The following is a 12,931-nucleotide window of genomic DNA, read 5'->3' on the forward strand; positions in this document are numbered from 1 at the left end:
GTTTTCCTGCCAATACAAGCCCTAACTGCTTGTTTTTGCCCTGATCTGACGCGAAATCCAAGCCCGACTGTAGGCCAAAACACGACTAGCCATGGTGGTCGGAAAATGGATAAAGCCATGGGCGGACGAGGGCAGTAGATGGATTTCAACCGGTGCTGATCGTTGCCAGCGCTCAGCCAGTTCCAGCGTGTCATCGCGCAGCGGATCCAGTTCACCGGTGAACATCAACGCCGGTGGCAATCCGCTCAAGTCGCCGTACAGCGGAGACAGTGGCGCCTGCCGGCGTTCATCATCGCTCAATCCTGGAGTCAACAAGCGTAGCGCCTCGACCATTCCCGGGCCGTCGAGTACCAGCGTTTCAGCAGGTGCTGCGTGCACGCTTGGGGTGCCGGCGAGATCGTAAACGCCGTAATAGAGCAGGGCGCCGCTGACCCGCTGCAGCAGATCGGATGATGCTTTGAGCGCTAACAGGGTGGCAGCTGCCAGATGCGCGCCTGCCGATTCGCCGACAACGATTACCGGCAGGCCGACGAACTCCGTGCAATCATCGCTCAACAGCCAGCGTGCGGCGCACAGACAATCCTGCATGAGATCCTCAACTGGCGTATTGACTGCCAACCGATAGTCGACCGATACCACCGCCACGTTGCATGTCTTGACCATGGCGACATTAAGGTCGTCGTTCATCCGTGCATTGCCGATCACCCAACCGCCACCGTGGTAATCCAGCACCACACCTTGAGCCTTTCCTTGCGGGCGGATGATTCGGACAGGCACTGACACACCTTGCGAATACACCACAGTGTTTTGCGCATGCAGGTCATGCTTGAGCGGTTTGTCCGCGCTGACAATCTGACTGGCACGCAGCAGTGCCTGGATCAAACGCGGCGTCAGCCGATTGCGGATGCGAAAACGCGGCAGCCAGGCGAGCTTGCGATTGAAGCGTTGCATCTGCGCCAGATCACTATCGCTGAACTCAAGCACATTCTTAGCCAAATCCTTCCTCCTCAGGTTGCAGCGCCGGCTCAATATTCCCCACCTGCGGCAATGTCTCAGGCACCGCCAGCCACAACAGCACAAACGCCACTCCGGCAATCACCGCCAGGGTCAGAAATGCCGCGTTGTAACCGGCCTCCTGCAGCACAATGCCCGCCACGCTGGCACTCAATGCTGCGCCCAGACCAAACACCGTGGAGAGAGCGCCGAGGCTGATGTTGAAGTGTCCAGTGCCCAGCGTCAGGTCTTTCACTACCACCGGGAACAGCGCACCGAAGATCCCCGCGCCGACGCCGTCGAGCATCTGCACCGCTACCAACCAGTAAGGGTCGGCGGATAACGTATAAAGCACGCCACGCAGCGGCAGAATCAGGAAGCCTGCGAGTAGTAGCGGCTTGCGTCCCCAAACATCGGCTTTGGCCCCGACCAGCAAGGCGACCGGCACCATGACCAGTTGTGCGGCAACGATACAGGCCGAGGTCAGTGGCGTCGCCATCTGCAAGTTGACCTGCGCCAGTTTCTGGCTCACCAGTGGCAGCATCGCTGCGTTGGCCAGGTGAAAGAGGGCGCAGCAGATGGCGAACATCAGCAGCGCCTTGTTGGTCAGCAACACCGCCAATCCCGAGGGCGCTTTACTGTGTGTAGCGTCGCTGGGGTCAAGGCCCCGGGCCAGATCATGGTTGATCGCATTGGCATCGACGAAGCTCACGGCGATTACACTGCACAGCGCCATGATCGCCATCAGATAGAACACCGCCACCGGCCCGAACAGGTATGCGAATCCACCGGCCAGCAGCGCCGCGCAGGCGTTGCCGGCATGGTTGAAGGTCTCGTTGCGTCCGGTGCGTCGGGTGAACGCGCGCGGCCCGGTGATGCCCAGGGTGATCGCCGAAATGGCCGGAGCGAACACCGATGCCGCGGCGGCGCTCAGCGCTTGGGTGATCGCTACCAGACTGAAGGACGTCACGAAGGGCAATACCACGCAACTGCCGGTCACCAATAACGCGGCAATCGCGATCACTGCTCGTTTACTGCGTGTGTTGTCGACCAGGGCACCGGCGGGCGTCTGGGTGACAAGGGCGGCAATGCCAGCGAGGGTCATCACCAGCCCGATGCTGGCCGGCTCCCAGTGATGAACCGCCAGCAGGTAAATGGCCAGATACGGCCCGAGACCATCGCGCACATCGGCGAGGAAGAAATTCAGGCTGTCCAGCGAGAGGTTGTTGCGACGATCGGTATGAGTGACCACGCTGGCATCTTCAATAAACGAGGTTCGGCGAAATGCCTCAACCTCCGCTAAGTCAGTGACTTGTCGCCAGCGGATTTAGTTTCCTGGCGAATGCCGACGGCACATACTTTTTCGCTCGGCGCTCGCCCCAGCAATGGCAACCCGATCAGGGTCAGACCGATACCGAGTAGCGCGCTGGCACTCAGCGGATCGCCGAACTGCATCCACGCCCACAACAGTGTCACCGGTGGCGTCAGAAACAGCGCGCCACTGATGCGCTGCATGCTGAAACGCTGAAGGCACAGCCAATAAAATCCGTAGCCGCCAAAAGTCGAGAAGATCACCAGCCACAGCACGCCACTGACGAAGTCTGCACTGATCGGCGGGCGCAATTCACCCTCAAGACCTGCCAGCAGCGCGAACACAGGAATCACCGCACACACCTGAATAAACAGCGCCGTGGTGGCCGGCATCGCGACGCCCGGCCGGGCTTTCTCAAACAAGGTGGCCGCCGCCAGCGACAATACCGCCAGTAACGGCAAGCAGTAGGCCCACAACCCCGCACTGGCCCACTCGACACTCGCAGCGCTGGCCAGCAGCATACCGATCACGCACAGCGCCAAACCCAACCATTGCCAGCCACGTGTGCGCTGCCCCGGAACGCTGCCGGCCAGCAGCACAATTGTCAGTGGCAACAGATTGGCAAACAGCGACGCAGTGCCCGGCGTGACGCCAAGTTGAATCGAGGCGGCAATCGGTCCGATGTAGCCACCCATCGCGAACAGCCCAAGCAGTGCCTGATGCCACATGTCTTTTCCGTGCAAACCACGCAAGCCTGCCCAGGCGAACGGCAGCAACAGCAATGCCGCCAATACAAAACGCCACAACGAGGCCAGGTATACGCTGCCCTGATCGGCGACGTAGCGATAGCCAATGAACCCGGAACTCCAGCTGACCACCATTGCCATCAGCAGTAAAAAACGAACAGGCATGACGTTCATCGCATGGCACCTGACAGAGGAATGAGTTCGATGATATGAATCAAGCACTGATGCATTCAAACGATACGATCCGCACCACTGATGCAGGAATTCTCAAGCATGGCCGAAGCCCTTGATATCGAACTGTTGCGCACCTTTCAGGCAATCGTGCGCTTCGGGCAATTTCTCGCCGCCGCGAGTTTCCTCAACAAGAGCCCGTCAGCGGTCAGCCTGCATGTGCGGCGTCTGGAAGCGCTGGCGGGCGGGCGCTTGCTGGAGCGCGACAACCAGACGGTCAACCTCACGCCACTGGGTCGACGCTTCGCCCTGCAGAGCGCCGATTTGCTACGCCACCACGATCAATTGCTGGCGAGTTTCAGCACGCCGCTGGCCAGCGGGCGAGTTCGCCTGGGGATTTCCGAGGAATACGCCGGCGCGGTCCTGGGCTGTACGTTGCCGCACCTGTCGGCAGATTTTCCGCACATCGAGTTGGAAGTCGAAACAGGTGCCAGCGGTCGGTTGAGTGCGCGTCTGGAACGCGGGCAACTGGATCTGGCGTTGCTGGTGGTCGTCGCAGACGCGCCGCCATCGACGCGTTGCGTAAGGATGCTGGGCCTGACCCAGCCCGTGTGGGTCGCCGCGCACAATTACACGCAGGATCTCACCCGGCCGGTACCGCTGGCCTTGCACGGCAAGGGTTGTCCCTATCGCAGCGTTGCCGTGGATGCATTGAGCGAGCAGGGACGCCGGTGGCGCGCAGTGATTGTCAGCGCCGGTGCCAGCGCGCTGGAAACAGCCATCGAGGCCGGACTGGCGGTGGGCATTGTTGATCGTGCGCAAGTGCGCCCCAGCATGCGCGTGTTGAGCGGTGAGGAGGGATTACCCGAGTTGCCGCTGCACGAGTTGCGCCTGATGCAGGCACCGGGTGAATTGAGTGAGGCGGGGGAGGTTCTGGTGCGCTTGATCGGTGACGGCTTCGTGTTGTGACGCGTTGAGCGACGGCGGCCTCCGGGCAGGGCCGCCGTCAGTCATTACATCAGTTGATCCGCGGATGCTGCTGCACCAACTCCTTGCGCTTGGCTTCCAGCTCGGCGATTTCGGCGTCGATGTCTTCGATTTTCTGCTCGATGTTGTCGTGATGTTCCTTGAGCAGTTCCTTGGCTTCCTCAAGATCCGACGCCGCCGGCGCGGCACCGCGCAGCGGTTTGTTGGCGGTCTCTTTCATGGTCACGCCGGTGATCAGGCCGACCACGGCAATCACCATCAGGTAGTAGGCCGGCATGTACAGGTTGTTGGTGCTTTCCACCAGCCAGGCCACGGCAGTCGGGGTCAGGCCGGCGATCAGCACCGAGACGTTGAACGCGGCGGCCAGTGCGCTGTAGCGGATGTGCGTGGGGAACATCGCCGGCAGGGTCGAAGCCATGACGCCGATGAAGAAGTTGAGCAATACCGCAAGGATCAGCAGGCCGGAGAAGATCAGGCCGATCTTGCCGCTGTTGATCAGCATGAACGCCGGAATCGCCAGCAGAAACAGACCGATGCTGCCGACCACAATGAAGGGCTTGCGGCCGATCTTGTCGCTGATAAAACCAATCGCCGGTTGCACAAACAGCATGCCGACCATGATCGCGATGATGATCAGCACGCCACGGTTTTCGCTGTAGTGCAGGTTGTGCGACAGATAGCTCGGCATGTAGGTCAGCAGCATGTAATAAGTGACGTTGGTCACCGCCACCACACCGATACAGGTCATCAGACTGCGCCAGTGTTTGGTCGCGACTTCCTTGAACGAGACCTTCGGCCCGCCCGCCAGACCTTCACGGTCGCCTTCTTCGAGTTTCTCGACGTGCTGTTGAAACGCCGGCGTCTCTTCCAGCGCATGCCGCAGATAGAGGCCGATCATGCCCAGCGGCAGGGCGAGGAAGAACGGCAGACGCCAGCCCCATTCGAGGAATTTCTCTTCGCCGATGATCGTCGAAATCAGCACCACCACACCGGCGCCGAGGACGAAGCCGGCAATCGAGCCGAAGTCCAGCCAACTGCCGAGGAAACCGCGCTTGCGGTCGGGCGCATATTCGGCGACGAAGATCGAGGCGCCGGTGTACTCACCGCCGACCGAGAAGCCCTGAGCCATTTTCGCCAGCAACAGCAGTATCGGCGCCCAGATGCCGATCGACTCATACGACGGTATCAGGCCGATGGCGAAGGTACTCAGCGACATGATCACGATGGTCGCGGCCAGCACTTTCTGCCGCCCGTACTTGTCACCCAGCGCACCGAAGAACAGGCCGCCCAACGGACGGATCAGGAACGGCACCGAGAAGGTCGCCAGCGCTGCAATCATCTGCACGCCAGGATCGGCGCCGGGGAAGAAGATCTTGCCCAGTGCATAGGCGACGAAGCCGTACACCCCGAAGTCGAACCATTCCATGGCGTTGCCCAGTGCGGCGGCGGTGATCGCCTTGCGCATCTTGGCGTCGTCGACAATCGTGATGTCTTTCAATCCGATGGGATTGACCTTGTTTTTCCTTGATTTCATGCGGGTCACTCATAGCTGAACGGATTCGATGCCATTGTTTTGCTGGCATGGGTTCTTTCCGTCAGATACAAGAAGACACGAAAAAATTCACTGCTCAGGGCATTTTTGTCGTGCGCACCCGCCAAGACGCAGCAGAGCCCACCCGGCGGCGATTACGCAAAAGCACAAGACGTCAGGCTGAAAACCCGGATAATGGCCGCCAATTCGTTTTTGCTCTCTGGTAAACCCGCATGGAAATCAAGGTCAACTTTCTCGACAACCTTCGACTTGAAGCCAAGTTCGACGACTTCACGGTGATCGCCGATCAGCCCATTCGCTACAAGGGCGATGGCTCGGCACCGGGGCCGTTTGACTACTTCCTGGCGTCGTCGGCCTTGTGCGCGGCTTATTTCGTGAAGCTGTACTGCGAAACCCGCAACATCCCGACCGAGAATATTCGCCTGTCGCAGAACAACATCGTCGACCCGGAAAACCGCTACAACCAGATCTTCAAGATCCAGGTCGAATTGCCGGCAGACATTTCCGAGAAGGATCGTCTGGGCATCCTGCGTTCGATTGATCGCTGCACGGTGAAGAAAGTCGTGCAGACCGGCCCCGAGTTTGTGATCGAGGAAGTCGAGAACCTCGACGCCGATGCGCAGGCCTTGTTGATGCCGCATTCGACTTCCGAAGCCGGCACCTACATTGCCGGTAAAGATCTGCCGCTGGAGCAGACCATCGCCAACATGTCGGGGATTCTCGCCGATCTGGGGATGAAGATCGAAATCGCCTCGTGGCGCAACATCGTGCCTAACGTCTGGTCGCTGCACATTCGCGATGCGCACTCGCCAATGTGCTTCACCAACGGCAAAGGCGCGACCAAAGAGGGCGCGCTGGCCTCGGCACTGGGCGAGTTCATCGAGCGCCTGAACTGCAACTTCTTCTACAACGACCAGTTCTGGGGCGAGGACATCGCCACCGCCGAGTTCGTGCATTACCCGACCGAGCGCTGGTTCAAGCCGGGCCCGAAAGACGAGCTGCCGGCAGAGATTCTCGACCCATACTGCCTGGACATTTACAACCGCGACGGCGAGCTCAAAGGCTCGCACCTGTACGACACCAACTCCGGCAACACCCAGCGCGGCATCTGCTCGCTGCCGTTCGTGCGCCAGTCGGATGGCGAGGTGGTGTACTTCCCGTCGAACCTGATCGAAAACCTGTTCCTGAGCAACGGCATGAGCGCCGGCAATACTCTGGCTGAAGCGCAGGTGCAATGTCTGTCGGAGATCTTCGAGCGCGCGGTCAAACGCGAAATTCTCGAAGGCGAGATGGCTTTGCCCGACGTGCCGCAGGAAGTGCTGGAGAAGTACCCAAGCATTCTCGCCGGGATCAAAGGCCTGGAAGAGCAGGGCTTCCCGGTGCTGGTCAAGGACGCGTCGCTGGGCGGTGAATTCCCGGTGATGTGCGTGACCCTGATGAACCCGCGCACTGGCGGCGTGTTCGCCTCGTTCGGCGCGCACCCAAGCCTGGAAGTGGCGCTGGAACGCAGCCTGACCGAACTGCTGCAGGGCCGCAGTTTCGAAGGCTTGAACGATCTGCCGCAGCCGACTTTCTCGGGCCAGGCCGTGACCGAACCGAACAACTTCGTCGAGCACTTTATCGACTCCAGCGGGGTGGTGTCGTGGCGCTTCTTCAGCGCCAAGTCTGACTTCGAATTCGTCGAATGGGACTTCTCAGGTCAAGGCGAAAACTCCAACGCCGAAGAAGCCGCAACCCTGTTCGGCATCCTTGAAGACATGGGCAAAGAAGCCTACATGGCGGTCTACGACGACCTCGGCGCCAATGCCTGCCGGATCCTGGTGCCGGACTACTCGGAAATCTATCCGGTGGACGACCTGATCTGGGACAACACCAACAAGGCCCTGCAATTCCGCGCCGACATCCTCAATCTGCACAGCCTGAGCAAGGTCGGTCTGCGCAACCTGGCCCAGGGCCTGGAAAACAGCGAGCTGGATGATTACACCGACATCACCACGCTGATCGGCATCGAGTTCGACGACAACACGCCGTGGGGCAAGCTGACCATTCTGGAACTGCGCCTGCTGATCTACCTCGCCCTGCAGAAATTCGAGCAGGCCAAGGATCTGGTCGAAGCCTTCCTGCAATACAACGACAACACCGTCGAGCGCGGCTTGTTCTATCAGGCGGTGAACGTGTGTCTGGAAATGGAGCTGGACGAAGACCTGGAACTCGCCGACTACGAGGCCAACTTCCGCCGCATGTTCGGCGACGAGCGCATGGACGCGGCGATCGGTTCGGTCAACGGCAGTGTGCGTTTCTACGGTCTGACACCGACCAGCATGAAGCTCGAAGGGCTGGATCGTCACCTGCGTCTGATCGACAGCTACAAAAAGCTGCACGCGGCGCGGGCTAATGCGGCGGCGTTGAATCGCTGATAGCCGACGGTCATTTTGCGCTGAGTGAATTTGTAGTGAGGGGATTCATCCCCGATGGCGCGCGAAGCGAGCCCGGCCTCTTCAACCAATAAAGAAGCGGGCCTGCTGCGCAGTCCATCGGGGATAAATCCCCTCACCACAAATAAGTATTGTGGGGACATGGAGTCGGCAAAATGACTCTCACGAATACTGCTGTGTACTTGAACGCCAACGCCATGAACCACATGGTTCAGGACGGCACACTGGACGCCAATCCCGTCTCCGCCGCAAAACCTGCGGGAACCCGCCGCTAATTCTGAGTCCACTGCACAACCCCATGTGGGAGCGAGCCTGCTCGCGAAGAGGGCGTGTCAGTCGCCATCGCTTTGGCTGACAGATCGCATTCGCGAGCAGGCTCGCTCCCTCATGGGATTTCTGGCAGCCGCCAATCCTGAGTCCACCCAATAACCCTGTGGGAGCTGGCTTGCCAGCGATAGGGCCGTTTCAGCCAACATCATTATCGGTGCCGTCAGCGCTTGCACTGCGCCTGCACCACCTGGCAAGTGTTCGGCGTCCCTCCGGAGCGGCTCGCATAACGCATGCAGTTATTCATCGACTTCTTGCGCGCCATGCTCAAGGTATCGCCCCAGGCCAAACCGCCTTCGCCGGAAGTGGGCACGGCTTTGGCGTAGCAGTTCGAGCCGTTGGTGGCGTAGCGCTTGCTCGAACAGCCGGCCGTCAGCGCTATGGCAGTGGCGAGCAGGGTAAGTAGCATCCAGGACGAGCATTGGCGTGCGGTGATTGTGGTCATCTGGGTTCCTCGTTGGGTCATGCGCCTCAATTGCCTCGCCGACAGGCGTTGGGCATTATCCAGCAATCGACATAAGGAAGCGTCCCCAATGCGTGCACCCACACTACACCTGATGTGCGGCAAGATCGCCTCGGGCAAATCGACACTGGCCCAATTACTGGCTGAGGAGCAGCGCGCGCTGGTGCTCAGTGAGGATCAGTGGCTGTCGCGGCTGTATCCGGAGCAGATCAAATCCGTGGCGGATTACCTTCGATGTGCGCGGCAGATTCGCGGCGTGCTGGGGCCGTTGGTGATCGATGTGCTTAGCGCGGGGGTGAGTGTGGTGCTGGATTTTCCGGCCAATACCGTGGCGGATCGGCAATGGCTGCGAGGGCTGGCGGATACTGCAAAAGTGCCGCATTGCCTGCACTATCTCGCGGTGGATGACGATACTTGCCGCGTCCGGCTACATGCACGCAATGCGCTGGCCGAACATGAGTTTGCGGCGTCGGATGCAGAGTTTGATTTGATCTCCAGCTACTTTCAGGTGCCGGAAGTGGGCGAGGGGCTGGAGATCGTCATGCACGGAAATCGCTAGCAGGCTAGCTCCCACTTTGGATCTCTGGCAGCCGCCAACCCTGAGCTCACCGCAAAAAACTGTGGGAGCTGGCTTGCCAGCGATAGGGCCGTGTCGGTCGGCATCACTTTGGCAGGCTCGCCCCAATCGCCAGCAGGCCAGTTCCCATAATGAGCTCCACCGCCTGATCCACGGAGAGACTCGTGGTGTCGAGCCGAAGGATCGGCTGCGTCCAGTCACTTCGATGTTGAGCAACGGCGCTCCCGAGCGAGCCGCGATGTCGGCCCACGTCGCGTGCAGAAGTGGATGAAGAACTTGACCTACAAAGCCCACATCCGAACCAGGGCAAATTGCAGATCCACAGTGACGCATGTCCGGCCATCCACCCACTCATCTTCGCGAAGGCGACGTCCGGTATTGGTTTCGCGCTCGCCTTTGGCGATGACCAGGACGAACAGACGGGTGGGGCATTCGAAAGAGCGCAACCGATCAACATCGGCCCGCACCGACCAATCGCCTTCCAGGCACTTGGCCTGCGAGACATCGCCCAGGCATTTGATTTCGGCGACCATCCTCGGCGCGCCGTTGTCGTCCAATGAGTACAGGTCCGCTTTGCGTCGGTCGCCTATCGGCAGATCCGTCCAGATCTCGATCTCATCTTCGAACCAGGCTTGAAGGCTGATCTGGGCTTGAATCCAATGCTCGCGGCAACTGTTGAGTTGCAGCACTTGCTCAAGATCCTTCTCCATGCCTTGAAAGGCGCGCTCGAATATGCCGAGCCATTGAGTGGTGTCCATTTCACATTTCCTGTGTCAGTCCATTTGGGGGGAGGGATTATGGACGGAATCGCCTTCAACCGAAAACTCCACATTCATCACCGAACCCTGTAGGAGTGAACCTGCTCGCGATAGCGGTATATCGCTGACATTTGCGTTGTCTGACACACCGCTATCGCGAGCAGGCTCACTCCTACAGTGGCTCTCCGGCAGATACGGACAAAACACGCAGCGCACGGCCCAATCGCGCAGCCATTTCCTTGCGCAGTCGTTCTGTCATATTCGGTATCAGTTGATTGCAGATAGTAGCCAGCCCAACGCTAATTCCAATGAGGCTGCACTGTGTTTCAACGTCTTGTGTGTTCGCTGTCCGTTCTGAGCCTGTCCATCGCCGCTGCCCACGCCGCCGAACCTGTGGTGCTCGACACGCCGCGCCTGCAAAGCATCGACAACTTCCGCGATGTCGCCGGCCTGACCACCGCGTATTCCACGGCCCACGACGGCACCATGCGTGGCGGCGTGTTCTACCGCTCCAACGCGATCACGCCGTCGGCAGCGGATCTGGCGACCCTCAACAGCCTCGGCATTAAAGCCGTCTATGACCTGCGCACGCCGAGCGAAATCGCCGGTACGCCGGACACGATGCTGACCGGCGCGACCTACCAGAACATCGACATCATCGGCAGCACCACCTCGGGCGCGAACATCACCAGCGTGTCGTTCAAAAGCGCTGCCGACGCCATCGCCATGATGGAGCAGACCAACCGCGCCTTCGTCAGCGACGCGGGGATGCGCGATCAGTTCGGCAAGCTGTTCAACGAACTGGCTACCACCGACGGCGCACAATTGTTCCATTGCACCGCCGGCAAGGACCGCACCGGCTGGACCGCCGCTGTGTTGCAGAGCATCGCCGGGGTCGACAATGCGACCATCATGGCCAACTACCTCGCTACCAATGACTACACCGCCGCCCGCGTCGCCGCGACTCTTAAAGCAATGCCGCCAAGCATGGCCTCGGTCTACGCGCCGTTGCTCGGCGTGCAGGCAAGCTATCTGCAGGCCGGTCTGGATGAGGTCACCGCCGAGTACGGCAGCATGGACAACTACCTCAAGCAAGGCCTCGGCCTGTCCCAGGAAACCATCTACGTGTTGCGCGGCAAACTGGTCGAGTACAACAGCCTGCCGGGTCAGGCGGGGTTGATCGGCAACGCTGCTGCCGGTGCCGAATTGCTGCGTCAATTGCAGAACAGCAACCTGTCCGGCACCTACAGCGCCTACAACTACTACCTGCAATCGGCGATCGACGCCGGCACCCTCGGCGGTGTCGAGTCCCAGGTCGGCGGCCAGGTTCACGCCGACGCCGCCAGCTACCTGCTGCGGCAGAACGCGTTGATCGAACAAGCCGCCGCACCGTACGCCAGCGGCACCGATCTGAAAGTCGGCCAATACCGTTTGTGGACCACCGCGCTCGCCGGTTACCTCGGCACCGACGGCTCGTCCCACGCCGAGAGCAGCAACGAACACAGTCAGGGCCTGATGGTCGGCCTCACCCAGCGCTTCTCCGAACAACTCAGCGCGCGCGGCGGCTTCGGCTACAGCAAAGGCACCGTCGGCGGCGCGGGCGGCGAGGCCGATACCGATTTCACCTTCTTCAACCTCGGCGCGCGCTACGGCTTCACTAGCCTGGAACGTGGCCTGTTCGTCGACGCCAACGCCAGCGCCGGCTACATCGATTACGACAGCAAACGCAAACTCGGTGGCGGCCTCGGAGCGGCCAAGGGCGACACTCACGGCAACCTCACCGGCGCGACGTTGGCGCTGGGTTACCGCGCACCGGTCAACGGCATGATCCTCGAACCCAGCCTCGGCTTGCGCATCAGCCACCTCGACCTCAAAGGCTTCCAAGAGAAGGGCAGCGAACTGGCACTCGACGTCGACGACAACACCGCCACCCGCCGCAGTGCCGTCGCCAACCTCAACGTGGCGTTTGCCCCAGTGGCGATGGGCGCCTGGCAACTGGTGCCGGGCGTACGAGTCGGCTATGAACGCACCCTGGGCAACAACGACGTCAACAGCCAGGGCCACCTGCTGGGCCTCGACATCGAACAACGCGCCGCCTTCGACAACCGCGACCAGTTCAGCGGCGGCGTCAACCTGATGGCCAGCCTCGGCGCGGTCAGCGTCGGCGCAGAAGTCGGTGCCAGCGGCGGCGGTGACAGCCACGGTTTCAGTGGCAGTCTGAAGGCCAGTTACGCGTTCTGAAGCAGGGACAACCGCGCAAGGTCAAGGATGACCACCATTGACAAAGCACCAGCAAAATATGGTGGAGCAGGGAACGGCCAACTCTGAGTCACCGCAAAAACCTGTGGGAGCGGGCTTGCTCGCGAAGAGGCCGTGTCAGTCACGATCACCTCGCTTGACCCACCGCATTCGCGAGCAAGCCCGCTCCCACATTTGGATCCCCGCCAGCCGTCAATCCTGAGTCCGCCACATAACCCCATGGCACCGACCAGCCGCCAATCTTGAGTCCACCAACTAACCCTGTGGGAGCGGGCTTGCTCGCGAAGGCGTCATGACAGCCAACATCACCATCAACTGACCCACCGCATTCGCGCGCAAGCCCCCCCCCAC

The 12,931-nt window shown here is 60.5% G+C and carries 10 protein-coding genes; 4 read left to right on the forward strand and 6 right to left on the reverse strand.

What is annotated here, in order from left to right; all coding sequences use genetic code 11:
- Positions 1-21 precede the first annotated feature (21 nt).
- The 3 genes from ACM6I7_RS11660 to ACM6I7_RS11670 are packed head-to-tail and all read right to left on the reverse strand — an operon-like array spanning position 22 to position 3,225.
- Positions 22-951 (reverse strand): alpha/beta hydrolase fold domain-containing protein, encoded by a 930-nt coding sequence (locus ACM6I7_RS11660; RefSeq protein ID WP_414888627.1) that lies wholly within the window; start codon positions 949-951, stop codon positions 22-24.
- Between the two features lie 37 nt (positions 952-988).
- Positions 989-2,245, reverse strand: a complete 1,257-nt coding sequence (locus tag ACM6I7_RS11665; protein ID WP_414888622.1) for an MFS transporter — start codon at positions 2,243-2,245, stop codon at positions 989-991.
- Between the two features lie 47 nt (positions 2,246-2,292).
- Positions 2,293-3,225, reverse strand: coding sequence for a DMT family transporter (locus tag ACM6I7_RS11670; RefSeq protein ID WP_414888623.1), 933 nt, complete (start codon positions 3,223-3,225; stop codon positions 2,293-2,295).
- Positions 3,226-3,324: 99 nt separating this feature from the next.
- Between ACM6I7_RS11670 and ACM6I7_RS11675 the strand changes: the two genes are divergently transcribed.
- A complete protein-coding gene (locus tag ACM6I7_RS11675; protein WP_414888624.1) occupies positions 3,325-4,191 on the forward strand; it encodes a LysR family transcriptional regulator in 867 nt (288 codons plus the stop codon).
- A 49-nt stretch (positions 4,192-4,240) separates the two neighbouring features.
- Here the strand turns inward: ACM6I7_RS11675 and proP are convergent, their stop codons facing one another.
- The gene (gene proP / locus ACM6I7_RS11680; protein WP_027613786.1) at positions 4,241-5,743 is read right to left on the reverse strand and encodes a glycine betaine/L-proline transporter ProP; all 1,503 of its coding nucleotides are present in this window, start codon (positions 5,741-5,743) and stop codon (positions 4,241-4,243) included.
- Positions 5,744-5,973: 230 nt separating this feature from the next.
- On the opposite strand from proP, the gene ACM6I7_RS11685 reads away from it, so the two are divergent.
- Positions 5,974-8,178 carry an OsmC domain/YcaO domain-containing protein gene (locus ACM6I7_RS11685; protein ID WP_096796893.1) on the forward strand — a complete coding sequence of 735 codons (2,205 nt, stop codon included), beginning with the start codon at positions 5,974-5,976 and terminating at the stop codon, positions 8,176-8,178.
- Between the two features lie 508 nt (positions 8,179-8,686).
- Here ACM6I7_RS11685 and ACM6I7_RS11690 read toward each other — a convergent pair.
- Positions 8,687-8,968 (reverse strand): hypothetical protein, encoded by a 282-nt coding sequence (locus ACM6I7_RS11690; RefSeq protein WP_096796892.1) that lies wholly within the window; start codon positions 8,966-8,968, stop codon positions 8,687-8,689.
- An 88-nt stretch (positions 8,969-9,056) separates the two neighbouring features.
- On the opposite strand from ACM6I7_RS11690, the gene ACM6I7_RS11695 reads away from it, so the two are divergent.
- Positions 9,057-9,545, forward strand: coding sequence for an AAA family ATPase (locus tag ACM6I7_RS11695; protein WP_096796891.1), 489 nt, complete (start codon positions 9,057-9,059; stop codon positions 9,543-9,545).
- Positions 9,546-9,844: 299 nt separating this feature from the next.
- On the opposite strand, the gene ACM6I7_RS11700 is transcribed toward ACM6I7_RS11695, so the two are convergent.
- Positions 9,845-10,321 (reverse strand): hypothetical protein, encoded by a 477-nt coding sequence (locus ACM6I7_RS11700; protein WP_414888625.1) that lies wholly within the window; start codon positions 10,319-10,321, stop codon positions 9,845-9,847.
- 321 nt (positions 10,322-10,642) lie between these two features.
- Between ACM6I7_RS11700 and ACM6I7_RS11705 the strand changes: the two genes are divergently transcribed.
- The gene (locus tag ACM6I7_RS11705) at positions 10,643-12,562 is read left to right on the forward strand and encodes a tyrosine-protein phosphatase (RefSeq protein WP_414888626.1); all 1,920 of its coding nucleotides are present in this window, start codon (positions 10,643-10,645) and stop codon (positions 12,560-12,562) included.
- The last annotated feature ends 369 nt before the right edge of the window (positions 12,563-12,931 follow it).

Origin of the sequence: Pseudomonas sp. IT-93MI4, from assembly GCF_949767635.1 — a bacterium.
Lineage (GTDB): Bacteria > Pseudomonadota > Gammaproteobacteria > Pseudomonadales > Pseudomonadaceae > Aquipseudomonas > Aquipseudomonas putida_A.

Excerpts from the sequence above, each read along its gene's own strand:
- ACM6I7_RS11660 (WP_414888627.1), bottom strand. The coding sequence starts at position 951 with ATGCAACGCTTCAATCGCAAGCTCGCCTGGCTGCCGCGTTTTCGCATC.
- ACM6I7_RS11670 (WP_414888623.1), bottom strand. The coding sequence starts at position 3,225 with ATGAACGTCATGCCTGTTCGTTTTTTACTGCTGATGGCAATGGTGGTC.
- ACM6I7_RS11675 (WP_414888624.1), top strand. The coding sequence starts at position 3,325 with ATGGCCGAAGCCCTTGATATCGAACTGTTGCGCACCTTTCAGGCAATC.
- proP (WP_027613786.1), bottom strand. The coding sequence starts at position 5,743 with ATGAAATCAAGGAAAAACAAGGTCAATCCCATCGGATTGAAAGACATC.
- ACM6I7_RS11685 (WP_096796893.1), top strand. The coding sequence starts at position 5,974 with ATGGAAATCAAGGTCAACTTTCTCGACAACCTTCGACTTGAAGCCAAG.
- ACM6I7_RS11690 (WP_096796892.1), bottom strand. The coding sequence starts at position 8,968 with ATGACCACAATCACCGCACGCCAATGCTCGTCCTGGATGCTACTTACC.
- ACM6I7_RS11695 (WP_096796891.1), top strand. The coding sequence starts at position 9,057 with ATGCGTGCACCCACACTACACCTGATGTGCGGCAAGATCGCCTCGGGC.
- ACM6I7_RS11700 (WP_414888625.1), bottom strand. The coding sequence starts at position 10,321 with ATGGACACCACTCAATGGCTCGGCATATTCGAGCGCGCCTTTCAAGGC.